A 26,386-nucleotide genomic window follows, 5' to 3' on the forward strand; every position below is an offset into this window, starting at 1 on the left:
GAATGAAGTCATTACGTAATAAAAAATAAGAACATAAATAAGATTGAGTACCAAAACAATACTGTACTCTTTTTTCCAAGTTTTATTTTCATCCCGTTCTTTGCTCATCCTTTGATTTTGGCTTTCGTTACTACTTTATTCTTTCCCACAGATAACATGTTAGAGAATAATTTATATGCACCTGGAACACCCACTGGTAATTCTCTAAAAAAGCTCAGTCCGGTATAAATATAGTTTCCCTTTCCGTAAGGGGCAATTAATAAGCTACCTTTTGTTGATTCTTCACCATCATCATGCATTTCTAATACGGGCGTAAATTCTGCACTCCACTTGTTAGGGAAATATAACCCGCGCTCCTGAACCCAACCATCAAAATCACTATGGCTAATTTCATTTGGGAAATGTACAAGCGAATTATCTTTTGCAATAATTTTTACTTCAGAATTTTCATTGGTAACACGATCTCTAGATATTTCTAAGGCATAAGGCGCTATATTTTCAAATTGAGCTCCCCATCTGCTAGCTGTATTGTACTGAACAATTACTGTACCACCATTCTTTGCATATTCTAAAATGAATTTTTGTTTAAATTTAAGCTCTTCAACAACATTGTAAGCCCGTATACCAAGTACCACCGCATCATATTTCTTTAATGATTCTTTAGTGATCGTTGTAGGGTCTATAAGTTGAACGTTATAGCCTATTTGTTCTAAACTGGTAGGAACTTCATCACCAGCTCCCATAATGTAGCCAATATTTTCGCCTGCTTTTTGAATATTTAAACGAACTACCTTAGTTTCTGATGGTAGTAATATTGTTTGTGTAGGTACATGGTCATAAGCTATAGTAACCAACTCTTTGGTAATCTCCTTTCCGTTTAGTTTAATGATAGGGGAGATGCTACTTTCGTTTTCTGTAGCTGGCGGACTCAAGGTGAAATAAACGGTTTGTTCATCTCCTTTTTTAACAATTGAAAATGGTTGTGATTTTTTGTCTACTTGCCATCCTTTGCCAAATATTAAATCAACAGTCCCGGAAATATTGTCTTTATGGGCCTTGATAGTAACAGGAATTCTCTTTGGTAATGCGTCTGCAAAAATTAGGACCTTATCTGTAAAACTGGCGGTAGCTTCAGGTACCACTTCAAAAGGTTGGTACAGTTCTCCTTTATCTGGTTTTGCATATTTATACACTATAGGTTTTGTAATAGGAACGGAAATTCCATTTATAGATATATTGAATATTGCATTAAAAGCTCTGGGTGTTTCCGGTTTACCTATTAAGTCTGTATTACTGACAGAATATGTGCCTAGAGTTCCCTTTTCCATTAACCAATACGGACTGGTGAAATTCGTAGTAGAGGGAATGTGTACATCAATTTTCTTTTCAAACAGCTCATTATTGTTCAAAGCACTACTTTCAATAGTAGTATTCTGTTCATTAAGATATACCGATTTTAATTCAATAGTAATATCACTTCTATTTAATGCTTGTATTTGAACATCTACATTTAGACCAGGATTAGAAAACGGTATTTTTGTAATAGCTTCTAAATGTAATCCTGATATTGCTGTAATTATAGCGGTTAACTCTGCGGTCTTTAAATTCTTCCAATGCTCATCAGAAACGTTCTGTAGTAACTGATAAGCTTTTAATAGGTTGGTTATGTGAACTGTAGGGTTTTTGAAATTGAAATTTTCTTGTACATCATAAAGAATATCACCAATTGCTTTTCCTCCATCAATTCTAGACCAGCTAGTGTCAATACCATCAAAAAGATTCGATTTGTCGTTTGGTAGACTGCCTTTTAACAATTCAACATATTCATCCGCTGTACCTCTAGAGCTTAGTCTGCCAAAACCTTGGCACAGATGTTGACTACTGGCTAATGATGCAATTTCGTTGTTAGACATGCCAAGCATTGGGTAGTAGGTGCCTACATCCATGTGCAACATTTTAGATTTGTCTGCTGCTTTAAATTTTTCTTCACTACCGTAAAACCACCAAGATGTATTGAAAAATAATCGTTTGGGTTGCCACGTATTTGTTGATGATAATTGCTCAGGGAAAGCGCTTGCATTATTTGCTAAGTCGAATGCTTCAAAACTTAACATGGCCGAAGAGGTATGGTGACCATGCGTTGTACCTGGGGTTCTATGGTCAAATCTATTGATGATTACATCTGGTTTAAACTTTCTAATGGTACGTACAACATCACTAAGAATGGCTTCTTTATTCCAGATTTCAAGGGTTTCGCCTGGTTGTTTAGAATAGCCAAAATCATTGGCGCGACTAAAAAATTGTTCTCCGCCATCAACTCTTCTTGCTGCAAGTAACTCTTGAGTTCGTAATACACCTAATAGTTCGCGTAATTCTGGACCAATTAAATTCTGCCCACCATCACCTCTTGTTAAGGATAGGTAACCCGTTCTAGCCTTAACATTGTTAGATAAATAGGATATTAAACGTGTATTTTCATCATCTGGGTGTGCCGCTATATAAAGTGCGCTGCCTAAAAAATTAAGCTTTTCAATAGCGTGGTAAATGTCAGTAGCAGAACTATTTTTAGGAGATTGAGCTTTCAGGGTGCTGAGTACAAAAAGACTACAGGTGAATAACCCTAATAAGTATCGCATTTTAAGTTGGTTTTGGTAGTAGTTTCAAATATAATAAGATTACTACCTAAGCTTACGTTTTTACGACTTCTTTAACAAAATCAAATATTTTGTTCTTTCTCTTCCTCCGAACTTAAAAACTCACCTTGTTGGTAGGTGGAAATTAGAATTACTCCTTTTTGAAGTACTAAGTTGTTGGGATAAGTTAAAATCTCGCCATTGCTTCTTCGTAAATGCAAATGAAAAGCTCTAATGTCCTCAATTACAAATGTATCTAAATCTGAGTTGTTAGGGTCTAGTAGTTCTTTATCTAAAATACGGATGGTGTTTCCTATTTTAAAAGGGAATGAAAAGAAAATAATTACACCGGCCGTAATATTGCTTAAAATAGACCATTGTGCAAATAATGCTACGCCAATTACGGCAAAGACAGATGATAGCATAACACCTAAATCTTGGTAGTTGACACTCCAGACCAAGGTTAGCGCCACTAAAGAGACTATGGTCAATGCAATATTTATGAACTTGATAATTAGATTGGTGCGCACAGGATTGAAATCACTGATCTTGCTAACTTTTTTTACCGCAGTGGTAAATAAAAACTTTAAAACTAAGATTACAAAAAGAACAATAAGACTGTAAATAAGCTCATTGTAATGCTCATTAATAAATTCTTTCATCTGTTATAAACCTAAACTATCGCGTAAAGATAAATCGTTATTCGAATTCTTTTGCCAGTAGGGTGTTGTAATCCTGTTAATTCTTGTTGCTTTAGAAGTTAAAAGTTTTTTATTATTGCCAAACCCATCATAGTAGGTGTCTGTCCAACTTTCTACTACATAAGGAAATCTATTTTCAAAGTTAATTTTTAAGGTACGCTCTAGCTGTGGGTAGTTAATTTTATAAGTTCTTATACCATCTACTTCTGTTAACGAGGTAATTGCTTTATAAGCCTTGAATTCTTTATGAGACAACCGTGTAAATTCTAAGGAGGGGATCATTGATATTTCGCCTATTGGCAAGTTTGAAGGATTGACTCTAATTTTATTCCATATTTCATTTTCAAGATGCGCTTTGTCTAATTGATACTGTTGGTCACCTTCAGATTGGAAATAGGAGTTGCTCATCATTTCAAAATGATCTTTGTTGTTCAACTGTGCATATACATGACCACACCACTCCTGAGAAGAAAAAGATAATTTTAGTGCATGTTGGTTATCATGTACGGGGTAAAAACTACTTGTCATAATGGAGTAGGGGTAAATTCCGGTAATGTAATTTTTGGTAGAATTCAGTTTTAAAACAGGAATGTTCCTTTTGTTGTTATTGTCTGCCTTTACCTGAGCATCAGGTAAAAAAGGTTCGGTAACATATATCATTACAGCATTACCTTTCCTTATCTCGCCATATCTAGCTTGTTCTAAATGGTAAGAAGTAATCTCTGCATTACCATTGTACCAATAATCTTTGAACTCTTGTGAAAGTTGCTTTTTAGGAGTTGGTACATTTGTAACGGTATTTCCCATGGCTATGGTGTTACTATTACTTTTAGATCTTTCTTTGCAGCTTGTAAGAAGTATTGCTATTGCGAAAATGCTGTAAATTACCGAGTTTAATTTTAATAGTCTCATGCTTGTCATGGGTTTTATTAATGCTATGTTACCAATTGCGATAAAGTTTTATAAACTAATTGTGTTGGTAAACCAACAACACTGGTATATGAGCCTTTGATCTTTTCAATACCTATGAGTCCTATCCACTCTTGAATGCCATATGCACCAGCTTTATCGTATGGTTTATATTTAGTAATATAATGGCGGATTTCGTCTATAGATAAATTTTTGAACTTAACTTTGGTTATGGAGCGTTGTACTATTTGTCGTTCAATTGTGGTAAAACATACAGATGTAATTACTTGATGCCAGTCTCCTGATAGTTTTTTGAGCATCTCTTCCGCTTCTGTACTATCCTTTGCTTTGGCTAAAGATTCGTTATTATGCCATACTACCGTATCTGAGGTTATTAAAATGTCCTTTGGTTGAAGTTCGGTAATAAGTACTTCTGCCTTTAGTTTTGCTAGGTAATCAGATATTTCCGCTCCTTTTAGTTCAGTAGGGTAAACTTCGTCTACCGATTTAACTCTTACTTCAAAATCAAGCTCCATTTCCTTAAAAAACTGGTGCCTTCTTGGAGAACCGGAAGCTAGTATTAAATGGTGCTCTTTTAATTCGTTCTTCAACATATGTTAATCGTTTGCAGCACTGAAATGGCTGGTCCAATCGCCTCGTACTTTTAAAACTTGTTCAATAACATCACGTACACAGCCATGACCCCCGTTAATGTGAGAAATGTAATTACTTACATTTTTTACCTCGGCAACCGCGTTCTGCGGACAGGTAGCTAATGCCACAGCTTTCATAGGGGGAATATCTGGTATGTCATCGCCCATATATAGAATATTCTCAGCTTCAATATGGTAAATATCCATATATTCTTCCAAAGCATCCATCTTGTAATGTGCGCCCATATAAATATCGGTAACTCCAAGAGCTTTTAGTCTTGTACGAACCCCTTCGTTTGTCCCGCCGGTGATAATACATACCTTATATCCTTTGTCCAAGGCAACTTTTATAGCGTAACCGTCTTTTACGCTCATGTTTCGTAATAACTCTCCTTTGCTGGTAACTAAAAGACTTCCATCTGTAAATACGCCATCTACATCAAATATAAATGTGGTTATGTCCTTTAAATACTCTTTATAGCTCTTTTCCATGTTTTTCTTTTATTGCATTACTTAAAAGGGTATAAAGTTCCCTTTGGTGTTTGTCTTTTATAATTTGTAGATGATTGTGTAATGTTTTTTGATCTCCACGTTTTGCGGGACCTGTTTGTGCTTGTATAGGTGTTAATGTATCTAATTTAGAAGCCGTCTCTTTTATAAGTGGTTTTAGTAATGAAAAATCAATGTTGTGCGCTGCACAAATCTCTGAACCCATAGTGTACATATAATTGGTAAAGTTATTCACAAAAACTGCAGCTACATGAAGTGTTTTTCGTTGTTCAGAGTTAACTTCTAAAACACTTTTGCTTAGTTGATTGCCTAAGGTTTTTAATATATTAAGGTCCTTTGAGTTGGTTGCTTCTAAACAAAGAGGAATAGTATCAAGTGAAATTATTTTACCTATTGTAAATGTCTGTAATGGGTAAAAAATACCTGGTCGTTGTGCAAATTTGATAGCATCTAATGAAGTTGCACCAGATGTATGTGCCAAAACTCCGTCTATCCCCTTAAACTTCTGGGCAACGGCACTTATAGCATCATCACTAACTGCTAATATGTAAACATCTGCGGTGATGTTATTAGAGAAATCAGTACTGATAAGCGCCTTGTTTTGGACAAAAGCTAAATGCTCCCTATTTCTGCCTATTACCTGTTTAATGTTTATTTCAGAGCTCTTTTTAAAAGCATGATAAAGATTCTGAGCTACATTTCCGGTACCAACTATTACAACTGATATCATTCTGCAAAAATACAAAGTTTATAGAAGTCTTGTTGTATTAAAATTAACAGTTTCATTGATGTTTAAAAGCGGTAAAAGGCATCGGTAAATGATGAAAAGGGCTTATTTTTGCAACTTGCAAATCAACTCTTTTCTTCCATGACGGAAATGTTAAAAAAAATTATCTTTTCTACTCGTTTAATGTCCATCTTATTTATCGCTTTTGCTATTGCCATGGCATTCGGTACTTTTATTGAAAGTTGGTATAGTACGGAAACAGCAAGAATCTGGATTTATAATGCATGGTGGTTTGAGCTGATCATGGTTTTCTTCGTGATAAATTTTATAGGTAATATTTCAAGATATCGATTATTGAGATTAGAGAAATGGCCGGTATTGATATTGCATTTGTCATGGGTACTGATTATTATAGGAGCCTTTGTTACACGTTATATCAGTTTTGAAGGTATTATGCCCATTAGAGAAGGAAAAACGGAAAATGTTTTTTATTCTGATAAAACTTATTTAACCGTTTATGTAGATGGTGAAATTGACGGAGAGGCTAGAAGAAAAATTTTGGAAGATGACCTGATCGTTACTCCTGAAGCTATAAAATCTAACTTACCTTGGAATGCTGATTTTAATGGTGAAGATTTTAGCATATCATATGTTGAATTTATTAAAGGAGCAAAACAAGGTCTTTTGCCAGATGCCAACGGTAATAAATTTCTTAAAATTGTTGAAGCCGGTGATGGTGAACGTCATGATCACTACTTAGAAGACGGTAAGGTAGCCAGTATACATAACGTGCTTTTTGCCTTGAACAATAAAACAGATGGTGCCATCAATATTATGACAACAGATTCTGTATACCAGATTCTAACACCTTTTGAAGGTGATTTTATGCGTATGGCAGATCAGTTTAAAGGGGTATTGGAAAAAGATAGTCTGCAGCCACTGCAATTACGTTCGCTATATAATACGGCAGGTATGCAATTCGTAATTCCAGATTCTATTACACAAGGTTCTTATGGTATTGTTGAAATACCTGAGGCCGAGAAAACTAAAATGGATCAAGATGCAATCGTTTTTGATGTTTCTGCCAACGGGGAAACCAAACAGATAAAACTTTTAGGAAGTAAAGGACCTTCTGATTTTAGTGAGAAAGTAAATATAGGCGGCCTCAATTTTTCTATACGCTATGGTTCTAAAGTGCATGAGTTGCCTTTTGGTATTAAGTTGAACGATTTTATTGCCGAAAAATATCCTGGAACAGAGAAAGGATACGCCTCGTTTATGAGTAGGGTTACCATTGAAGATGAACGGCCTTTTGATTATGATATTTTCATGAACCATGTTTTGGATCACCAAGGGTATCGTTTCTTTCAATCGAGTTTTGATCCCGATGAAAAAGGTACGGTGTTATCGGTTAACCATGACTTTTGGGGAACTTGGATCACCTATATTGGATACTTTCTTTTATATATAGGATTAATGGGGATTATGTTTTTTGGAAAAACTCGTTTTCAGGATCTAGCAGATTCTTTGGATAAACTTAAAATTAAAAAGAAAAAAATGTTCGGGGTAATTGCTGTTTTAATGGCTTTCTCATTCTCGTCATTTGCGCAAGAACAACATTCTCCAGAAGAAGGACATCAACAGGCGCCAAGTAAAGTACAAATAGATTCTTTGCTCAAAGCTAGTATGATAGCTAAAGAGCATGCCGATAAATTTGGTAAATTGGTTATACAGGATGAAGGTGGGCGTATGAAGCCAATTAACACCTTTTCGTCTGAACTACTTCGTAAGTTAAGTTTAAAGGATTCTTATTTAGGCTTTACTTCTGATCAGATATTACTTTCAATGATGATGATGAATCCTGCGGTTTGGTATAACACAGAGTTCATAGCCTTAGATAAGAAATCACAGAATGATAGTATTAGAAAAGTCATTGGTATTCCGTCTGGTCAAGAATATGTAAAGGCTACAGATTTCTTCGATAAAAAAGGCCAGTATAAATTAGAGCCATTTTTACGAGAAGCGACAGCAACTACTAATCCGAATAAATTTCAACAAGATTTTAAAGATGCCAATATTAGATTAAGTCTATTAAATCAGGCTTTAGGCCAAGATATCGTTAAGATATTTCCGCTATTGGATGATGAAAACAATAAATGGATATCAGCTGTAGAATATAGAGGCGGACAGTATGAAATTAGAGATTCTTTATACTCCAATTTTGTTAAGAATGCCATGCCATATTATTTAATGACGCTTGGTAAGGCTCAGCAAAGTGGTGATTATGCTTCTGCCGATAAATTGTTGGCTGCCTTTCAACAGAATCAGCTCAATCACGGTAGTGAAGTTTTACCATCTCAACAAAAAATAGATACAGAGGTTATTTATAATAAGTTGAACATATTCAATAGATTATATAGATTTTATGCTGTAGTTGGTCTATTGATGTTCTTTGTTTTGGTATTCCAGATTTTTAAGGATCGTTCTATTTGGCGCGTAGCTATTTACTTCTTTAAGGGTACAATAATGCTGCTTTTTATTTGGCATACTGCCGGGTTAATATTACGTTGGTATATCTCTGGTCATGCCCCTTGGAGTAATGCCTATGAAAGTATTTTATATGTTGCTTGGGCTACTATGGGTATTGGTTGGGCTCTTGGTCGTAAAAGTGATATGACCTTTGCTGCCTCTGCATTTGTAACTGCCATGTTGTTATGGATTGCCCACCAAAGTTGGATTGACCCATCTATTGCAAATTTACAGCCTGTTCTGGATAGTTATTGGTTAATGATACACGTTGCCGTTATTGTTGGTAGTTATGGTCCTTTGACAGTTGGTATGATATTAGGTCTTGTTTCATTGATATTAATGATTCTAACGACCCAAAAAAATAAAGAACGTATGGCAATCAACATCAAAGAATTGACTATAATCAATGAATTGGCATTGACCACAGGTCTTGTGATGCTTACTATTGGTAACTTTTTAGGCGGTCAATGGGCAAATGAAAGCTGGGGCCGCTATTGGGGCTGGGATCCAAAAGAAACTTGGGCATTGGTTTCTATTATGATATATGCTTTTGTAATACATACTAGATTAGTACCTGGTTTAAGGGGCAAGTGGACATTTAATTTTATGAGCGTTGTTGCCTTTGGTAGTATTATGATGACTTATTTCGGGGTAAACTTTTACCTAGTAGGTCTACATAGTTACGCTAGTGGAGCACAAGTAATTACTCCGACTTTTATTTATTACTTGGTAGCGGGAGTTTTAGTTTTGGGCGGAATAAGCTACTGGAGATACAAAGTTAATTACAGTAAGTAAAAAAAATATATAATGTAAAAGCCTCATGATAAATTCATGAGGCTTTTTGCTTTTTTAATGGTTTGTTATTATTTAATCTTGGCCTTCAAGTAGGTCCATTAATTCTTCGGCGGCAACTTTTCCTTTTTCTTTAAGAAAATCTCTTGGCGTGTTATCTCCTAATTCAAAAACGATAGCAGGCATACCGTGATTTACGTAAAAGTAATTACGTGATACCATAGTAGGTTTAATAGTTGTAGAAGGCTTTACATTAGTGTGTTTCTGAGGTAATTTATTGGTGATGTTATTAATCCAGTCAAAAACAATTTTGCCTTTTTCACCCGTAATTGTAGAATCTATAGGGTAGTAGATATCATCCCATGTAGAATGAAAATCTGCACCGAAAACAAACTCATACCCTCCAGATTCCTTTTTTATAAGAAAATCCCGTACACTCTGCGTTTCTGGTTGATTGAAATTTTGCCAATCCCTGTTCAAATCTATACCGCCCATATTATGTCGCCAATTGCCATTATCTACACCATCTGGGTTCATTAAAGGAACTACAAATAAATCATACTTATCTCTAAATTTTTGAGCTTTTGGAGAGTCTCCACATAACGTTTCAATGAAAGATTTCATGGCTAGGAAACCGGTAACTTCTGGTGGGTGCTGTCTAGAGATAACCATTACCGCCTTTTTATGTTTTCCATTACTTACTTCCATCAAGTTCACGGCTCTTTTTTCCCTACTTCTCCCTATTTCATAGGTAGATATAAAAGGTTTGGTAGCTAAAGAATCTATCCAATTTTTAACTCTTGTGGACCCGTATAACTCTTGTGCAGTAATAAATATAGGTTTCTGGCTTATGTTGACTGATATTTCTACAATTTCTGGTACGGCTTTTATGCCAAAAGAACCGGTACCTTTGTTAATTCCGGTAAAGTTAGCGCTGTCTAATGGAGTAAAGTTAACGCCATCTGTACTTATTTTGGGATAATACCTACTACGTGAATCTTGGTAAGTCATTTTTATTGTGATCGTCTTTGGGGTGTTTGACCATACTTTAAAAGCATACCACGGACTCACATTTATCGGGGTGTTTTCAGCTGTGATCAGTGCAGTGTAATGATTGTTTCCGTCAGAAGTGATTCCGTTTAATCGTCCGCTTTCAAAATCGTTACTAAAGAAAACAGATTCATTATCAAAAGACCATATGCCTTTCCATTGCTTTTGTACTGGTTTAGATAAAGTTGAAACCACCGCACTTTTACCTTGACCTTGGTAACCTTGAGCAGCAGTTTTTTGATTTTTACAAGCAATTAAGGAAAATATGAAAAATGATGTATAAAAGATTTTTTTCATAATTGTGTTATCTATAGTTAGGAGAAATGTTCTTTAATATGGTTAGTGATAGGCTTTTATAAATTTATCGACAAATATGGATATAATTCTGCGTTTACTGTTGAATTTTATAAAGTAATCTATATTGAATGCATCTTACCTTCTTTTATTGGATTATTGATGAAAATAAGCGGTTTATGAAAGGTTCTAACCATTTTTTAGACCTATGGGGTAACATTTAAAATAGTAGCACTTGCAAAGGGTTATAGGAGTTGTTTACATTCTAATTCCTTACCTTTATTTTTTATAATTACTAGCAAATGAAATCGAATATAAAAGGGTTGAACACCATATGTACACATATTGGTGAATTAGAAGATACACAACACAAAGGAGCTATTTCTCCTTTATACATGAGTACATCTTATGCTTATGAAGATGTAGATGTAAAACGATATCCTAGGTATTTTAACACGCCTAATCAAGAAGGGCTTTGTAAAAAAATTGCAGCCTTAGAACATGCAGAATCGGCTTTAATTTTTGGTAGCGGAATGGCAGCTGTGAGTACGGCATTATTGGCATTCTTAAATGCAGGTGATCATGTTGTTTTGCAGCAAACTCTTTATGGAGGAACCTATAATTTGGTGAACGAAGAGTTTTCTAAATACGGAATAGAATATTCTTTTACCGATGGATGGAAGGCTGATGCTTTTGAGGCTCAAATAAAAGAGAATACAAAGGTAATTTACATAGAAACACCGTCTAATCCTTTATTGACCATTACCGATTTGGAAGCGGTTGCTGCCATTGCTAAAAAACACGGTGTGGTTACAATGATCGATAACACATTTGCAAGTCCGGTGAATCAGAATCCTATTGATTTTGGTATTGATGTGGTGATACATAGTGCAACAAAATATTTGGGTGGCCACTCAGATATTTGCGCGGGTGCAGTTGCGTCTACAACAGAACATATGGACCGTATTTTTCAATTAGCTAAAAATTTTGGAGGCAGTTTAAGTGATTATACGGTTTGGTTATTGGAAAGAAGTATAAAGACTTTGGGTATTCGTGTAAGCGCACAGAATAAAAATGCACTGGCAATGGCACAATTTTTAAATGAATTGCCTGATGTGGAAAAAGTCTACTACCCGGGTTTACCTTCTCACCCAGAGCATGATTTGGCTAAAAAGCAAATGAAAGGTTTTGGGGGTATGCTATCTTTTGAATTAAATGCTAATTTAAATTCATCTCAATTTCAGAAAGCATTACAGTTAATTAAGCCATCAATGAGTTTAGCGGGGGTAGAAAGTACTGTTATTTCGCCCACACAAACATCGCACGCTTTAATGAGTGCAGAAGTAAGGGCTGAACAAGGTATTGCTGACGGATTAATTCGTTTTTCCGTGGGTATAGAAGAAGTAGAAGATTTAAAGCAAGATATTTTACAGGCTATTGCACTTATAAAATAAAGTTGTCAATTACAATTAGTAAAAAATGAAGTTGGATATTTTAGTATTTGGAGCGCATCCAGATGATGCAGAACTAGGAGCAGGGGGGACCATTGCCAAAGAAATTTCCTTGGGTAAAAAAGTAGGTATCGTAGATTTAACCCGTGGAGAGTTGGGCACAAGGGGGTCTGCAGAAATACGGGATAAGGAATCAGCAGCTGCCGGCAAAATCTTGGGAGTAGCAGTGCGTGAAAATTTAAGGTTTAAGGATGGTTTTTTTATCAACGATGAAATACATCAATTAGAAATTATTAAAATGATTCGTAAATATAGACCGCATACAGTTTTATGTAATGCTATAGATGATCGGCATATAGATCATAGTAAAGGCAGTAAACTGGTAAGTGATGCCTGTTTCTTAAGCGGGCTAAGACGTATAGAAACCAAGTTGGAGGAGGAAATCCAGCAAGAATGGAGGCCTAAGTTAGTATATCATTATATTCAGTGGAAGAATATAACCCCAGATTTTGTAGTAGATATTAGTAATCACATGAAAGCTAAAACTGATGCTATTTTGGCGTATACTTCGCAGTTTCATGATCCTGGCAGCAACGAACCGGAAACACCTATAAGTAGTAAAACATTTATAGAGAGTGTACAATATAGAGCTAAAGATCTAGGTAGGTTGGTAGGTGTGGATTACGCTGAAGGTTTTACCGTTGAAAGATTGGTGGCGGTAGCTTCTCTAGACCATTTAATTTAGGCAGATTCTTTATATTGTTTTTGTATTCTAGGTATAGTAAAATAAAAACTAGAACCTTTACCCAGGGCACTATGAACCCATATTTTACCATTGTTTTTCTCCACCATTTCTTTGCATAAAGAAAGTCCTAGTCCGGTACCTTTTTCATCATTGGTACCGTAGGTGGTATGGTTAGAATCTTTCGTAAATAGTTTACTTATAATATCCTCACTCATACCCAGCCCATTATCTTTCACATATATCTCGCAAGTTTTGATCTTTTGAATTGCACCAATTATAATTTGCCCGTTGTTTGGGGTAAACTTTAAAGCATTGCTTAAAAGATTTCTAATGATAATGTCTATTTGATTTGGATCTGACCAAACTTGGCAATTAGGTCCAATTCTATTGATTAATGAAATAGATTTAGATTCAGCAATTTCAGATAATAAAGCTATATTTTCTTCTACTATATCATCTAAATTAGTTACTGAATGTTTAGTGATAGCCCCATTCATTTGAGTTTGTCCCCATGATAGTAAGTTGTTAAGTGTAAAGGAGATAGTATCAATGTCTACTTTTAATTTAGGTACAAAGTTCAAGAATTCATCTTTGGTCATTTCTCCTTCTTTAAATAATTTCAAAAGCCCTTGAAATGCTCCTATTGGTCCTCTTAGATCATGACCAATTATGGAGAATAATTTATTTTTTGTCTGATTTAATTCATTTAAATACGCCTGCTTTTCTTCAAGATCAGATTTTTTATTTCTCAATTCTAAATTTAATTTTTTCTGCTCCTGTTCATTTCTATAAATAATAAACGTTATAATCGCGAAAATAAAGAGGACAATTATACCAACGTAGATATATACTTTTTGTTTTGCTAGGGCTTTTTCATTATCAATTATTAACTGTTGTTTTTGTTGATTGTATTCCATCTTGGTTTTTAGCATGTTCAGAGCATTTTCATTTCCTGCCTGAGTTAAAGATTCATACGTAACCTGATACATTTCATGAAACCATAACGACTTCTCATAGTCTTTTTTGTTCTTATATATTTTAGATAATTTATGTGCGCTGTTCTTTATTCCACTTCTTAAACCTATTTTTTTTGAAAGATTGTATGCGTTTAATGCGTACACCTCTGCTATACTATCTTTATTTTGATTCATGAGCGCTTCGGTCATACCATTTAATAAATCAATTTTTCCGCGATCATCCTCTATTTCTTTATGTAATAATTCACTTTGTTTATACCAATAAATTGCCCATGTGTTTTTATTTTTCTTAAGATAGATTTTTCCTTTAATTTCGTAACAATAGGCTAACCATTCTAGTATTTTTTCTTTTTCAAATGTAGCAATACTTACATTGATGTTATACATGGCGTAATCTAACTCGTTCATGTCAGCATATGTAGAGGCTATGTTACTAAGGGTTTCTGCTAAAAAAATAGGATTGCCAATTTCTTCGTGTATACTTTTAGACCGTTGTAAAAAAACCATTGCTTGTTTATAGTCTTTTTGGGCAAGATAGAGATGTGCAATATTGTCGTTTACAATGGATATAATATTTTTGTAATCATATTTTTCGGCAATTTCTATGGTTGCTAAATACCACTTTAAAGCTTTTGAGTACTCCCCTTTATAACCATATTCTTTGGCTAGATCATTTAAAGTTCTAACTTTTAAGAAATGATTTTCATGCATATTTGCTAGTTCATATGCTTTTATAAAATAGGAAATTGCTATATCTATCTTTCCTTTGTCCGAATAATAACCGCCTAATGAATGGTAAGAACTTATTACGCCATTAATAAAATTTGCTTTTTTACTAAGATCAAGACTTTTTTTACTTAAAATTTTTAAGCTGTCTAAATTATGAAAACGGTATTCGGTCGCTAGATTTTGAAGATGGTTTATATAGGTAGTGTCTTTAGTGCTGAAATTAGTAGATTTCTTAATTTGCTCAATTTCACTTAAAAGTTTATCTCTATTTGTATTTTGGGCATTTATGGTATGAACTGCTATTTTAATAAACAAGCATATAAACAAACAACCCCTAAAAAGGTAGTACAGTTTATAAATTTGTAAATGTCTATTATTCATATATTTTGCTCAATAATCTGATTCTAAAACTAATCTAGATAAATGCGGTGTAGTAATAAATGTTGTGAAATGCAGTTTATTGTGTGTTTTAACGTTGCAAACGTGTAGTTCGTCGATAATTTGATTTTTTGACACTGTATTGTGTCTAACCTAGAATATTCACGGTTAAAGCTTTAGGCATGTTATACATGAAGTTAAATACGATAGATTGTAAAGTCCAACTTTGCTACGTTGCTTGATCAACAGGAAGCTCAATTATGAATTGACTTCCTTTATTAGGTTGGCTTTTAACAGTGATATTTCCATTATTATTTATAACCATGGCTTTAACGAGACGTAAACCTAACCCTGTTCCTTTTTCTAAATTGGTCCCGTAATTGCTAAAATTTTCTGTGTCGCTAAATAGTTTGGACACATCAGCCTTTGCCATTCCAACACCGGTATCTGAAACTATAATAACTAATTTCTTATTTTTTATTTTAGTTGTAATAGAAATAGTGCCTTCATTCGGAGTAAATTTAATAGCATTGCTAATTAGATTTCTAAATATAATGTTGAATTGCTGTAAGTCTGCAAATACTTTATCATGTACAGAAACATTATTTTTTATATTTATAACCTTCTTATTAATTTCATTGCGGTATAGTTGTAAAATAAAATCCAATTCCTGCTTTACCATTATACTTCTAGAATGTATAGTATTTCCTTGCATTTGTGTTTTACCCCAGTGTAAAAGGTTATCCATAGTAAATTGTACTTGTTCTATATCTTTTTTTAATTGCGGGGCAAACTTGTCAAAATATTCTTTTCCTTCTGGATCTTCTAAGTATAAGGTTAAAATTTCTTTTAATGAGATAACGGGACCTCTTAAATCATGACCAACAATTGAGAATAACCGGTCTTGATTTGCGTTTATCTGAGTAAGCTTATTTTGGTTTTCATTTAATATCTCTGCTTGCTTGGCTAATTTTTTATTAAGAATTTTTTCTCGATTATTGGCTTTTAATATAAGGAATACAATTACTGTTAAACTTATAAGCCCCGCTATTGACCACTTAACATATTTACGTTGTTGATCTAAGGCTTGTTCATTTTGTGCTTTTAAATTTTCTGTTTCCTTTTCAAATTTTAGTTTAGCATTGAGCATCATTAAATTTTGCCTATTCTTTTTCTTAAAATTGTCATTAGAATGTTTTTCTGTCAATTCTAAATATTTTAGTGATTCTGCTGTTTTATTCTGTTTTTTTTTAATTTCATATAAGCTTCTGTAGGCTTGTTCTAAACCCATCTCATATTCAGAAGATTGATATAGTGCAAGACACTCAAGGATTGTCTCTTCAGATTTTGATAGCCTATTTAAGCCTAAATAGGCTCTTGCCAGACCATATGTCATATCGGCATTGGTTTTTACATCATTAAAGCCTTTGTGCAGCTTTAAAGCCTTCTGATAGTTTAAGACAGCATTTTCGTAATCCTGTAATTTTAAATAATAAAGTCCTAATGTAGAATGGGTCCAAGCCAACCAACTTGTATTATTATAAGTTTCGAATAACTTAAAAGCTGCATCGAGATTCATTTTAGCTTCCGTTAAGTTTTCTAGTTCAATGTTTAAGAATGCCATATTACTTAACATCATTACCTCTTTGGTTGGATCATTTAACTTTTTAACTGCTTCAAATGCCGGTAGGTAGTACTTTAGCGCTTCATCAGAATTTTGTAGGCGACTAAAAATAGTTCCTAAGTTCATATTCATTTGAAACAATTGTTGTTGGTCACTATTTTTTTCTGCTATTGAAAGGGCATGTAAAAATTGAGTATATGTAGAAGGATAATCGTTTTTATAAAAATAAGCTTGGCCGAGAATATTGTAAATTCTCATTTCTGTCTTCGGAAAATTCTTTAACTCAGAATTATTAATGATACGTAAACTAAAATTAATGGATTTATCTGTTTCTCCCTTATACAGATATAAAGTGGCAAAATTTGTTAACGCCTCAAGTTCACCATACGTATAATTATTTTTTATACTGAGTTCAAGTGCGGTTTCTGAATGAATTAACATTGAAACTTGTTCAGTTAATCTTTGATAGTAAGAGAGTTGGTTTAAATTATCAATATATTCAAGCTTGTTCTCATTAAAATCAGAACATTTAACCAATGCTGAAATTTTTGTCTTGAAAAATTGAATGCTATCTACTTGTGAAAAACCTGAGAAAAAGTTTAGAGTTACTAATGCAAGGAGTAGGAAATTATGTTTATAATTTGATATATAGTGCATTAGGAAGATTGTAAAAGCCAAGTAGGTTATTGTATATAAAACTTGAAGTTAAAAATAATAAATAGATGAATTCCAGAAATTAATTTTTTATTTAAAAACTCATTAATTATTTGCTAGAACTGTTTTAAAAAATTATCTTTGCACTCGCTTACAAATGGTGGTTGTAGCTCAGCTGGTTAGAGCATCGGTTTGTGGTACCGAGGGTCGCCGGTTCGAACCCGGTCTTCCACCCTAAAGCAAGTAAAAAGTCTTGGATTAGTTTCCAAGACTTTTTTATTTTATAGCTTTATCAACTAATGTGAAGCGTACAAAAAAAAAGCCTAATAGATTCTATTAGGCTTTTTTCATTGATGTAGGCTATATTACTAGTCTACTTTTAATTTTTTCTCTCTATTGGCAATTTCCCAAGCTGTGTGAAAAACTAATCTACTTCTATTTTCTAATAGGTCATAGTTAATCTTGTCTGGGGTGTCACCTGGTTTGTGGTAGTCTGCATGGGTACCGTTAAAGTAAAATATAATAGGAATATTGTTTTTGGCAAAGTTATAATGATCGCTTCTATAGTAAAAGCGGTTAGGATCATTCTCATCGTTATAAGTATAATCTAACTCTATATTCATAAACTTCTTGTTCACTTCTTCAGATAGTTCATGAAGTTCTAAACTTAGCTTATCGGAACCTATTAAATAGATGTAGTTACGGTCACCTTCACGTTCCGGATCTATTCTACCGATCATATCAATATTTAAATTGGCAACAGTATTTGCTAACGGAACAATTGGGTCTACATCTGTATAATATTTTGAACCTAATAATCCTTTTTCTTCGCCTGTTACATGTAAGAAAAGAATTGATCTTTTTGGACCTACACCTGCATCGGCTGCTTTCTTGAATGCCTCGGCAATTTCTAAAAGGGCAACTGTACCGGAACCATCATCATCAGCGCCATTATTAATTTCTCCATCACCGGTAATACCAATATGATCTAGGTGCGATGAAAGAACTATATATTCATTTGGTTTTTCTGATCCTTCGATCAGTGCCGCAACATTTTCAGATTCAATTTTTTCATTAGAGCTTTCAAAACTTAACTCTAGGTTTTTAGATAATACTTTAGTTTCATTATCGGCCTCTATAGTAGGCAATAGGTTTGTCGCTAATGTATGATCTATGAACAAGCTGTAAAATTCTGGTGCGTTTTTGTCAACCACTTCCATTCTACCACTATGATTTTGTTTCATAGATTCAAATCTGCGCTTAAACCTGCTAAAATTATCAGCATCATAAAATAAGACACCAATAGCACCTTTATCAACAGCAATTTGTATTCTCTTGGTTAGTGATTCTGACATATTACTCCAAATTGAAGCCTCCGTGGTTCCAGAAATAGTATATTTCCCATCAGAATTCTTTGGTTCGCCAGATTTTAATAATACAATTTTTCCATTAACGTCTATATCTTTGTAACTAGAATAAGTGGTGTCTTCTATACCGTAACCCACATATACTACCTTATCTACAGTGGTATTTGCTGCGGTAAAGGTTAAAACATGCTCGCCAATAGGAAAATCGGTGCCGTTTAAACTTAATTTTCCCACAGGAAGTTTACTAATTTCCAAAGGTACTTCTTGAAAATAATTACCATCTTTCTTTGCGGCAGGAATACCTAATTTTTCGTATTCTTCTTTTATGTATGCTATGGCCTTTTTTTGACCAGGTTGACCAGTTTCTCTTCCCTCAAATTCATCTGAGGCATAGATATATAAATGGTCTTTTAATTCTGTTTCTGTAATAGTTTCTGCAAAAGTAATTTCTGATACCGCAGTTGAGGCCTCTGTTGTACCATCTTTTATGGTTTTTTGAGATGAATTACATGAAATGGCCGTTGCGACCAATAAGAATAATGTTTTTTTCATTTTTATAGGAATCAAATTTTTTCAAAAATAATCAAATCTTTTCTAGTTTAAATGGGTAAGTTCCATATTCAAAAACTTTAATGAATTTTAATGGTTCAATGCGGCTGTAATAGCAGCTTCTACCAATGGTTCCATCACTTTATATCCCTCAATAGTGGGGTGGACTTCATCTTTGGCATATTTTTTAGGTAGGCCTTGACGTTCATCTACCATGGCAGAGAAGTAGTCTAAATAAATATGACCATTAGCGTGGGCGTATGCTTTTATCATCTTATTTAATTCAATGATTTTGCCGGAAGGCTCTATTCCTGGTTTCCATGGATAATCATAAACTGGTAGGGTAGAGGATAAAATAACTTTTATTTCGTTTGCAGCTGCTAATTCGGCCATACTCTTGAGGTTGTTCATAATCATCTTTAATGTAGATGGTCCTGTATTTCCTGCAATGTCATTAGTGCCTGCTAAAATGGTTACTACTTTAGGGTTGAGTTCAATTACATCTTGTCTAAAACGAATGAGCATTTGCGGTGTTGTTTGTCCACTTATGCCACGATTTATATACGGTTTTCCATTAAAAAATTCAGGTCGTTTATTTAACCATCCAATAGTAATAGAATTACCCATAAATACGACGCGGTCTTTATTGTTTTGCATTTCATGAACAGTTGCATTGGCTTGTTCAAAATGTTTTAAATCTGCCCAGTCTTGTGCGTTTATGATGGTTAACCCAAACAATGCTAGCATACAAGTAATAATTGAAGTATACTTTTTTTTCATTTTATTTGTTGTTTATGCTTGTTGAACCTGAATTTTTTCTTCTTTTGATAAGGGAGTGTTTTTAATGATATTATCTTTATTTGGTCGTTGTACCCCTAAATATGCTAATAGACAAATTGATATAACCAATGGTAACGCATTACCTGTACTATAATAGGCAAAAAGTCCAATAAAAGCAGGTATTTCTATAAGCGCATATTTTAAATGCAATGCAGATTGATATTTTTTTAATTTATCTCCTAACTTAATGTTGCCCTCAATTTTAGAAGTCATTTTTTTAAATACCCATTGACTGCCAAAATAGCCTAACATAGCAAACACAGGTACGATATATAAAAATATGCTTTCCCCATTACTGCTGGTGTTAAAGGTGTTGATTTGAAAAATCACCCAAATGGTAAAGATACTTAAACCTGCAAGTAAGAACAGATGCATGATAGATAGGCTTTTGATAAAATTTTTTAGTTCCATATGATTTTTAAAATTGTAAGATAATATAAATTATAGCTATAGAGAATTTAAGCAAGTAATAGTAATGATTTTTATACCTTATGCGCTCTGTAGAATTTTTATCTTTACCCGATATGAAAAAATTAATAGTAATTATCATTTTCGTTTTATCGTTACAAAGTGTTGTCGGTCAGATAGAACAAGATAAAGTCCTACACTTTTTAGGTGGTAATTTATATGGTCTTGTTGGTGCAGGAGTTGCAAATGAAATTTCGGAAGGAAATAGAACGTGGACCTTTATTGGTGCCGTAGGGGGCAGCTTGTTAATAGGCTTGGCAAAAGAGAGTATAGATCAACATCAATATGGCGGGTGGAGCAATGAAGATTTATTAGCTACCGTTTCAGGGGGTATTACTGTTGGGGTTACTATAGATATATTTAAGAAGAAAAAGCAGCGTAAAAGAGCGCAATTGTATAAAAATGCGACTACAACAGCCAATGTCAGTTATCAAAAAATATTCCCAAAAGAAACAATAAAAATAAATTCATTGCTTGTATTGGGAATGTCTACTACTGTTCTAGAAAAATAAATTAGAATAAATTTTAATATTTAGCGCTTTTATCCGTTGCAATGGTGCGTTTTATAAAGTCGCGAATATCGTTATTTGCATTTTTTAGATCTTCTCTTCTCAAATACATCATATGTCCTGATCGGTAGCCTTTAAAGGAGAACCTATCTTTCATACGACCGCTTGGGTCTACTTGCCACATGGTATATTTTGCATTAAAATACGTAGTAGCCCCATCATAGTAACCAGACTGTATCAATACATTTAAGTAGGGGTTTTGTGCCATAGCCTGTCTTAAATCATCTCTTGTAGTATCATTCTCATTGTTCCATGGGTGAACGGGACCAAAAAGGTTGTACTTGACATCGGTTTTAAAGTTCAATTCTTCTTGTAGGTAGTAGTTAATCGCAGGTGTAAAACTATGTAACCAAGAGGTAAGTTCAGAATTGTAGTCTGGTTTCATACCTGCTAGTTGTTTGTCAATACCTAAGTATCTAGAATCTAGACGACCAACGGTGTAGCCGCTTTTGTCTTTTAACAAGTTTTTCCAAAAGAAAGATGTGGGTACTACCAAGTTGTGATCAAGAATATCTTTTTTGTTTAATCCTGAATAATATGCCATTTTATCAGCTATAGCATCTTTTTCAGTGGCATCTAAAAATCCACCTTTTGCCAAAGCAGGTATTAATCTATCTATGGTATATGCTTCTGATTCCGGTAATATTTCTAATAAATCTTTGCTTTGTAATGCAGGTGGTAAAACTTTGTGATGCCAAGCTGCTGCCGTATAATACGGCAAGTTAATTGCTTCGGCTACTGGACCAGAATTACGAATTACCTTATAATCTGCCGGTGAAACCATAATAACACCATTCAAATACATCCATTGCTGGTTTTGTAATGCTAAGGAAAGCCCCATAACGCGAGTACCACCATAACTTTCTCCTATTATATATTTTGGTGAGCGCCATTTATTGTTTCTGGTTACAAAAGTATTCAGCCATTCTGCCAAATACTTTATATCGGCATTGATTCCGAAAAATTTTTCCCTATCAATCTCTTTTCCGCTTACGGGTATAGTTCTGCTGTATCCGGTGTTTACGGGGTTTACATATACAATATCTGCAATATCTAAAACAGAATACGGATTTTCACTTACGCCGTATGGTTGAACAGGGTAGCCTTCATTGTCTATTTTTAAAACCTTTGGGCCTGTGTAGGCTAAGTGCATCCAAACAGAGCCAGATCCTGGTCCGCCATTAAAGGATATTAACAATGGTCTTGCAGCTGTATCTTTAATATTGTTCCTGGTATAATAGGTGTAATGCAATGAAGCAATAGGTTTAGCATTTTCATCCCATACAGGTTGTGTACCCGTTTGCGCTGTGTATGAAAAAGTTGATCCATTTATGGTGGCCGTATGCTGTGTGGTAATTATAGTGTCTATAGGTAATTCCCTAGATTGGCCAACGGCAAGGACAGTGGCCATGCAAATTGATAGTTGTAGTAATTTTTTCATGGTTTGATAAGGTTCTGTTGTCTAACGAAAATAAGAAGAATTTTAAAAAACATCTATGTTAACAGTCAAAACCATATCGTAGAATTTTTTGATAGTGCGTGGTAGGCGCTATTTTTTATTTTGAATACAGCGCGGTAATCATTTACGCATAGTATAAAGACATATTTTATTATAAGAGTAAAGCTATGTCTTTATCTTTCTGATTATCCTATTAGTTATTGTATTGCGAGAGTATTTTTAATATCTGAACTTCAGTCATTATAATAAAAATACAATGTTAATTTTAAAACGATTACCAACGCTACTAGTAATTTAGATTCTATAACGATTATGAAAGCTACAGTTTAAAAGGTTGATTTAAAAGAGGGTAGAGGTGTGGTTACACCTATTATAGGGGGGTAGTCATCTGTTATTTATTTATTTATTTTTGATAGTACTATAGGTAAAAATTCAAGTGTCTTTTTAAAACAATCCATCAACCTTTTTGTGTCTATCTAAAATGGATTCTAAAGTAAATACAGCTTTAAAGGACGTGTTAAGTGAATAGATATCTGAAAATGTGTTTTAGAATTTCTCAAATACCCCCAGGCCAAATAAGGCAAAATCATATTTAACAGGATCTATTGGGTCTAGCTTTCTTAAGTTCCTATCTAACTCTGCAAGGGCTTTGGCATCGTTCTGTTTCCGTTTTAATAGTCCAAGTTTTCTTGCTACGTTGCCGGAGTGAACATCTAAAGGACAAGATAGTTTTGAAGTATCAATATTTTGCCAGATCCCAAAATCTACTTGCGTAGAAGGATCTCTAACCATCCATCTTAAAAACATGTTTATTCTTTTAGCTGCGGAACCTTTTATAGGGTCAGAAACATGCTTGGTTGTGCGTAGCTCATGCGGCAATTCAAAAAATATTTTCTTGAATTGAGAAATTGTAGGCTGTAAACTATCCTTGTCTTGATGTGTTGTAAAAATACCCTCTAGGCCGTTGTGGTTCGCATAGATGTTTTTAAGACTTCGAATAAAATATGTTAAATCAATTTCATTGAAAGTTCTATGAACAAACCCGTTTAAATTTTCAAGATGGTCATTAGTATGATTAAGAACAAAATCATATGGACTTTGACCCATTCTTTCCATGAGTTTATGTGAATTATTGATGATACTTTTTCTATTTCCCCATGCTATTGTTGCTGTTAGAAAAGCACTGATTTCAATATCTTCTTTGTCTGTAAAAAGATGTGGAATTTGTATGGGGTCTGTTTCTAAAAATTCTGGATTGTTGTATTGCAGAACCTTCTCGTCTAAAAAAACTTTTAATTCACTTTTTGTCATTCAATAGGGATATCTAAAAGTTGCATAATTAGTATGGGTAGCACCAAAACCATATTGTAGAGTGCATGTAAGGCCATAGACCAAACCAGTCCAAATTTAACACGTATAAATCCTAGTAAAAAACCAACACCTATTTGTGGTGCTACCAATAATGGAGAAAATAGTAACACTTGGGTGTTCATTTCAAAATTACTGATGTGCATAAAACCAAAGGCAATGGTAAAGAGGTAGAAGGCATGTTTAAAGTATTTAGAGTGCTTAAAAAATACTAATGGCCCCCTGAACAATAATTCTTCAAAAAAAGGTGCTATTATTACAGCTAAAAAGAATATTAGAACAACTGAGTAGTGATCCAATAAATCGCTCATTGCATGTTTGCCCATCTCTAGCTCCAGTAGATTTTCTACTGCACCGGCAAGCATTAATAGTAAAATACTGGAGCATAGTCCTATTATCAATAATGTAAAGAAAACCCTTAATTTATTAGAAAACGAAGTTGTAATGTTTGGCTCGTAAACAGGATTTTTAATAAAAAAGAGCAGTTCTTGTAGCATTGGTTGTTTGCTTATGCTAGAATAATTTCTTTGTCTACAATCTTGCCATCTACCATAGTTAATTTGCGGTCCGCCATTTCTGCCAACTCGCCATTATGGGTTACGATAACAAAAGTTTGTCCAAATTTTTCTCGTAATTCAAAAAACAATTTATGTAGGTTGTCAGCACTTTCAGAATCTAGATTGCCACTTGGTTCATCAGCAAAAATTATTGACGGATTATTGATCAAAGCCCTTGCTACTGCTACTCGTTGTTGTTCGCCGCCAGATAATTCTGATGGTTTGTGATTATAGCGATGAGATAAACCCAAAAAATCTAAAAGTTCTTTAGCTCGGACTTCAGCGACCGCTTTCGGTGTTTTTTTAATAAACGCAGGTAAGCAAACATTTTCAATAGCGGTAAATTCTGGTAATAATTGGTGAAATTGAAAAATGAAACCTATATGTTCATTTCTGAATTTTGCTAAATCCTTATCATTTAGATTTGTGGTTTCTATGCCGTTGATAAGTAGTTTGCTATCATTTCTGTTAGACTGCAGGTCCAGTGTTCCTAAAATTTGCAACAGGGTTGTTTTACCAGCCCCTGAAGCACCTACAATTGATACTATTTCTCCCTTTTTTATATGTAGGTCAACTCCTTTTAATACTTCTAATTCTCCGTAGTATTTATGAATGTTAGAAGCTTTTATCATGAGTTATCGTTTGTTTAAGGTAAAAGTTAGTTGCTATTCAAAATTAATGAAAAAGAAGCATGCTAAAAATAGTTATTCGTTTTATGTTCTTATCCTAGTACAGTTTTAGCTTGTTTAGGTAAAGCAAAGCCCAAATATGAACTATTTATGATATTTTTACGTTTGATGATGAAAGAAAATATTAAATTGTTCAACCTATGATTAAGTTATTTGAAACGCAAATAAAAATTTATGTCTCCTTATAAAAATTTAGAAGAATACAATCTTGAAATTACCGATGAAGTTAAAAGTAGATATTCATCTATTATTGATGAAATTGGCGAAGATGTAGCTAGAGAAGGTCTGGTTAAAACACCGGAACGTGCTGCCAAGGCTATGTTGTTTTTAACACAAGGCTATCAACAAGATGCAGTAGAAATTTTACAAGGGGCAATGTTCAAAGAAGATTATGATGATATGGTCATTATAAAAGATATAGAACTATACTCTTTATGTGAACATCATATGTTGCCTTTTTTTGGTAAAGCACATATTGCTTATATACCTGATGGACAAATAGTTGGTTTAAGTAAAATACCACGTGTAGTAGATGTTTTTGCTAGAAGATTGCAAGTGCAAGAAAGGCTTACACATGATATTTTAGAATGTATTAATAATACTTTGAAACCTAAAGGAGTGGCAGTTGTAATTGAAGCTTCGCACATGTGTATGATGATGCGTGGTGTTCAGAAGCAAAATTCCGTAACAACAACATCAGGATTTAGAGGTCAGTTTGAAAAGATTGAGACCAGAAATGAATTCTTAAAATTAATTAGCGCAAAACTTTCTTGAGAAGACAACGGTTCTATATTTTAATTTTTTAATTATAGCATCTTTGTTGTATTATTTAGTTAGAATAAGTAATTTTTCAGCATGTCAATTTTAAAAAATAAAAAATACAAGCAGCTTTTTATGGGATTGCTTTTTGATGGTATAGGCATGCTGTCATTCGCTATTCCTTTTATAGGTGAATTTTCTGATATTGTATGGGCACCATTATCGGCTTGGTTAATGACTCGTATGTATAAAGGTAAAATTGGTCAAGCGGCCGGTGTATTTACTTTCGTTGAGGAAATTCTACCGGGAATTGACATCATACCTTCATTTACCTTAATGTGGTTATATACCTATATTTTCAAGGGAATAAAAAATGGAAAGACAATAGAAGTGTAGAAATTACCT

The 26,386-nt window shown here is 33.9% G+C and carries 22 protein-coding genes and 1 tRNA gene; 7 read left to right on the forward strand and 16 right to left on the reverse strand.

The genetic code is table 11. The features are described from left to right. Window positions 1–104: 104 nt before the first annotated feature. From BW936_RS15475 to BW936_RS15500, 6 genes are all read right to left on the reverse strand, one after another. Window positions 105–2,636 carry a PIG-L family deacetylase gene (locus BW936_RS15475; protein ID WP_076549839.1) on the reverse strand — a complete coding sequence of 844 codons (2,532 nt, stop codon included), beginning with the start codon at window positions 2,634–2,636 and terminating at the stop codon, window positions 105–107. Window positions 2,637–2,716: 80 nt separating this feature from the next. Beyond that, window positions 2,717–3,295, reverse strand: coding sequence for a mechanosensitive ion channel domain-containing protein (locus tag BW936_RS15480; RefSeq protein WP_076549841.1), 579 nt, complete (start codon window positions 3,293–3,295; stop codon window positions 2,717–2,719). A gap of 3 nt (window positions 3,296–3,298) precedes the next feature. After that, a complete protein-coding gene (locus BW936_RS15485) occupies window positions 3,299–4,246 on the reverse strand; it encodes a septum formation inhibitor Maf (RefSeq protein WP_143744188.1) in 948 nt (315 codons plus the stop codon). A gap of 23 nt (window positions 4,247–4,269) precedes the next feature. After that, window positions 4,270–4,857, reverse strand: a complete 588-nt coding sequence (locus BW936_RS15490) for a Maf family nucleotide pyrophosphatase (protein WP_076549847.1) — start codon at window positions 4,855–4,857, stop codon at window positions 4,270–4,272. 3 nt (window positions 4,858–4,860) lie between these two features. Further along, on the reverse strand, window positions 4,861–5,388 hold the full coding sequence (locus BW936_RS15495) for a KdsC family phosphatase (RefSeq protein WP_076549850.1): 528 nt from the start codon (window positions 5,386–5,388) through the stop codon (window positions 4,861–4,863). Beyond that, on the reverse strand, window positions 5,372–6,136 hold the full coding sequence (locus tag BW936_RS15500; RefSeq protein WP_076549853.1) for a Rossmann-like and DUF2520 domain-containing protein: 765 nt from the start codon (window positions 6,134–6,136) through the stop codon (window positions 5,372–5,374). Before BW936_RS15500 ends, BW936_RS15495 begins: the two co-directional genes overlap by 17 nt. 138 nt (window positions 6,137–6,274) lie before the next feature. Between BW936_RS15500 and ccsA the strand changes: the two genes are divergently transcribed. After that, entirely contained in the window at window positions 6,275–9,457 is a 3,183-nt protein-coding gene (gene ccsA / locus BW936_RS15505) for a cytochrome c biogenesis protein CcsA (RefSeq protein ID WP_076549856.1), read from the forward strand. A gap of 72 nt (window positions 9,458–9,529) precedes the next feature. Here the strand turns inward: ccsA and BW936_RS15510 are convergent, their stop codons facing one another. Further along, complete coding sequence (locus BW936_RS15510) at window positions 9,530–10,801, reverse strand: M14 family metallopeptidase (protein WP_076549859.1); 1,272 nt, start codon at window positions 10,799–10,801, stop codon at window positions 9,530–9,532. Between the two features lie 299 nt (window positions 10,802–11,100). Between BW936_RS15510 and BW936_RS15515 the strand changes: the two genes are divergently transcribed. Both BW936_RS15515 and bshB1 read left to right on the forward strand, forming a co-directional pair. Continuing rightward, window positions 11,101–12,252, forward strand: coding sequence for a trans-sulfuration enzyme family protein (locus BW936_RS15515; protein WP_076549862.1), 1,152 nt, complete (start codon window positions 11,101–11,103; stop codon window positions 12,250–12,252). Between the two features lie 25 nt (window positions 12,253–12,277). Then, on the forward strand, window positions 12,278–12,994 hold the full coding sequence (gene bshB1 / locus BW936_RS15520) for a bacillithiol biosynthesis deacetylase BshB1 (protein WP_076549865.1): 717 nt from the start codon (window positions 12,278–12,280) through the stop codon (window positions 12,992–12,994). Here the strand turns inward: bshB1 and BW936_RS15525 are convergent. Further along, on the reverse strand, window positions 12,991–15,081 hold the full coding sequence (locus BW936_RS15525) for a tetratricopeptide repeat-containing sensor histidine kinase (protein ID WP_084182109.1): 2,091 nt from the start codon (window positions 15,079–15,081) through the stop codon (window positions 12,991–12,993). The genes bshB1 and BW936_RS15525 overlap by 4 nt on opposite strands. A gap of 226 nt (window positions 15,082–15,307) precedes the next feature. Then, entirely contained in the window at window positions 15,308–17,359 is a 2,052-nt protein-coding gene (locus tag BW936_RS15530; protein WP_076549868.1) for a tetratricopeptide repeat-containing sensor histidine kinase, read from the reverse strand. A 156-nt stretch (window positions 17,360–17,515) separates the two neighbouring features. On the opposite strand from BW936_RS15530, the gene BW936_RS15535 reads away from it, so the two are divergent. Continuing rightward, window positions 17,516–17,591, forward strand: a tRNA-His gene (locus BW936_RS15535). Between the two features lie 133 nt (window positions 17,592–17,724). Here BW936_RS15535 and BW936_RS15540 read toward each other — a convergent pair. The 3 genes from BW936_RS15540 to BW936_RS15550 form a co-directional block, all read right to left on the reverse strand. Further along, complete coding sequence (locus BW936_RS15540) at window positions 17,725–19,275, reverse strand: M28 family metallopeptidase (RefSeq protein WP_076549871.1); 1,551 nt, start codon at window positions 19,273–19,275, stop codon at window positions 17,725–17,727. Window positions 19,276–19,362: 87 nt separating this feature from the next. Further along, the gene (locus BW936_RS15545) at window positions 19,363–20,052 is read right to left on the reverse strand and encodes an SGNH/GDSL hydrolase family protein (RefSeq protein WP_076549874.1); all 690 of its coding nucleotides are present in this window, start codon (window positions 20,050–20,052) and stop codon (window positions 19,363–19,365) included. A gap of 12 nt (window positions 20,053–20,064) precedes the next feature. Further along, the gene (locus BW936_RS15550) at window positions 20,065–20,487 is read right to left on the reverse strand and encodes a hypothetical protein (RefSeq protein WP_143744190.1); all 423 of its coding nucleotides are present in this window, start codon (window positions 20,485–20,487) and stop codon (window positions 20,065–20,067) included. 149 nt (window positions 20,488–20,636) lie between these two features. Between BW936_RS15550 and BW936_RS15555 the strand changes: the two genes are divergently transcribed. Continuing rightward, complete coding sequence (locus tag BW936_RS15555) at window positions 20,637–21,092, forward strand: hypothetical protein (RefSeq protein WP_208611134.1); 456 nt, start codon at window positions 20,637–20,639, stop codon at window positions 21,090–21,092. Window positions 21,093–21,105: 13 nt separating this feature from the next. Here BW936_RS15555 and BW936_RS15560 read toward each other — a convergent pair whose 3' ends face one another. The 4 genes from BW936_RS15560 to BW936_RS15575 all read right to left on the reverse strand — a co-directional run bounded on the left by BW936_RS15560 (window position 21,106) and on the right by BW936_RS15575 (window position 25,165). After that, window positions 21,106–22,590, reverse strand: coding sequence for a S10 family peptidase (locus tag BW936_RS15560; RefSeq protein ID WP_076549881.1), 1,485 nt, complete (start codon window positions 22,588–22,590; stop codon window positions 21,106–21,108). Window positions 22,591–23,154: 564 nt separating this feature from the next. Further along, entirely contained in the window at window positions 23,155–23,919 is a 765-nt protein-coding gene (locus BW936_RS15565; protein ID WP_076549884.1) for a TIGR02757 family protein, read from the reverse strand. After that, window positions 23,916–24,473, reverse strand: coding sequence for a CPBP family intramembrane glutamic endopeptidase (locus BW936_RS15570; protein WP_076549887.1), 558 nt, complete (start codon window positions 24,471–24,473; stop codon window positions 23,916–23,918). Before BW936_RS15570 ends, BW936_RS15565 begins: the two co-directional genes overlap by 4 nt. Before the next feature lie 11 nt (window positions 24,474–24,484). Further along, the gene (locus BW936_RS15575) at window positions 24,485–25,165 is read right to left on the reverse strand and encodes an ABC transporter ATP-binding protein (protein WP_076549890.1); all 681 of its coding nucleotides are present in this window, start codon (window positions 25,163–25,165) and stop codon (window positions 24,485–24,487) included. Window positions 25,166–25,396: 231 nt separating this feature from the next. Here BW936_RS15575 and folE point away from each other — a divergent pair, with 231 nt between their 5' ends. Together folE and BW936_RS15585 are read left to right on the forward strand one after the other, a co-directional pair. Then, a complete protein-coding gene (gene folE, locus BW936_RS15580) occupies window positions 25,397–25,996 on the forward strand; it encodes a GTP cyclohydrolase I FolE (protein ID WP_076549892.1) in 600 nt (199 codons plus the stop codon). A gap of 81 nt (window positions 25,997–26,077) precedes the next feature. Further along, on the forward strand, window positions 26,078–26,377 hold the full coding sequence (locus tag BW936_RS15585) for a hypothetical protein (protein ID WP_076549895.1): 300 nt from the start codon (window positions 26,078–26,080) through the stop codon (window positions 26,375–26,377). Window positions 26,378–26,386 lie beyond the last annotated feature (9 nt).

This window comes from Maribacter ulvicola, assembly GCF_900155985.1.
GTDB lineage: Bacteria > Bacteroidota > Bacteroidia > Flavobacteriales > Flavobacteriaceae > Maribacter > Maribacter ulvicola.

What these genes read in the sequence shown, in the direction of transcription:
- BW936_RS15560 (WP_076549881.1), bottom strand. Translation starts at nt 22,590, where the DNA reads ATGAAAAAATTACTACAACTATCAATTTGCATGGCCACTGTCCTTGCC.
- BW936_RS15575 (WP_076549890.1), bottom strand. Translation starts at nt 25,165, where the DNA reads ATGATAAAAGCTTCTAACATTCATAAATACTACGGAGAATTAGAAGTA.
- BW936_RS15530 (WP_076549868.1), bottom strand. Translation starts at nt 17,359, where the DNA reads ATGCACTATATATCAAATTATAAACATAATTTCCTACTCCTTGCATTA.
- BW936_RS15485 (WP_143744188.1), bottom strand. Translation starts at nt 4,246, where the DNA reads ATGAGACTATTAAAATTAAACTCGGTAATTTACAGCATTTTCGCAATA.
- BW936_RS15555 (WP_208611134.1), top strand. Translation starts at nt 20,637, where the DNA reads ATGAAAAAATTAATAGTAATTATCATTTTCGTTTTATCGTTACAAAGT.
- folE (WP_076549892.1), top strand. Translation starts at nt 25,397, where the DNA reads ATGTCTCCTTATAAAAATTTAGAAGAATACAATCTTGAAATTACCGAT.
- BW936_RS15490 (WP_076549847.1), bottom strand. Translation starts at nt 4,857, where the DNA reads ATGTTGAAGAACGAATTAAAAGAGCACCATTTAATACTAGCTTCCGGT.
- BW936_RS15565 (WP_076549884.1), bottom strand. Translation starts at nt 23,919, where the DNA reads ATGACAAAAAGTGAATTAAAAGTTTTTTTAGACGAGAAGGTTCTGCAA.
- BW936_RS15570 (WP_076549887.1), bottom strand. Translation starts at nt 24,473, where the DNA reads ATGCTACAAGAACTGCTCTTTTTTATTAAAAATCCTGTTTACGAGCCA.
- bshB1 (WP_076549865.1), top strand. Translation starts at nt 12,278, where the DNA reads ATGAAGTTGGATATTTTAGTATTTGGAGCGCATCCAGATGATGCAGAA.
- BW936_RS15475 (WP_076549839.1), bottom strand. Translation starts at nt 2,636, where the DNA reads ATGCGATACTTATTAGGGTTATTCACCTGTAGTCTTTTTGTACTCAGC.
- BW936_RS15515 (WP_076549862.1), top strand. Translation starts at nt 11,101, where the DNA reads ATGAAATCGAATATAAAAGGGTTGAACACCATATGTACACATATTGGT.
- ccsA (WP_076549856.1), top strand. Translation starts at nt 6,275, where the DNA reads ATGACGGAAATGTTAAAAAAAATTATCTTTTCTACTCGTTTAATGTCC.
- BW936_RS15495 (WP_076549850.1), bottom strand. Translation starts at nt 5,388, where the DNA reads ATGGAAAAGAGCTATAAAGAGTATTTAAAGGACATAACCACATTTATA.
- BW936_RS15510 (WP_076549859.1), bottom strand. Translation starts at nt 10,801, where the DNA reads ATGAAAAAAATCTTTTATACATCATTTTTCATATTTTCCTTAATTGCT.
- BW936_RS15480 (WP_076549841.1), bottom strand. Translation starts at nt 3,295, where the DNA reads ATGAAAGAATTTATTAATGAGCATTACAATGAGCTTATTTACAGTCTT.
- BW936_RS15525 (WP_084182109.1), bottom strand. Translation starts at nt 15,081, where the DNA reads ATGAATAATAGACATTTACAAATTTATAAACTGTACTACCTTTTTAGG.
- BW936_RS15585 (WP_076549895.1), top strand. Translation starts at nt 26,078, where the DNA reads ATGTCAATTTTAAAAAATAAAAAATACAAGCAGCTTTTTATGGGATTG.
- BW936_RS15550 (WP_143744190.1), bottom strand. Translation starts at nt 20,487, where the DNA reads ATGCATCTGTTCTTACTTGCAGGTTTAAGTATCTTTACCATTTGGGTG.
- BW936_RS15545 (WP_076549874.1), bottom strand. Translation starts at nt 20,052, where the DNA reads ATGAAAAAAAAGTATACTTCAATTATTACTTGTATGCTAGCATTGTTT.
- BW936_RS15500 (WP_076549853.1), bottom strand. Translation starts at nt 6,136, where the DNA reads ATGATATCAGTTGTAATAGTTGGTACCGGAAATGTAGCTCAGAATCTT.
- BW936_RS15540 (WP_076549871.1), bottom strand. Translation starts at nt 19,275, where the DNA reads ATGAAAAAAACATTATTCTTATTGGTCGCAACGGCCATTTCATGTAAT.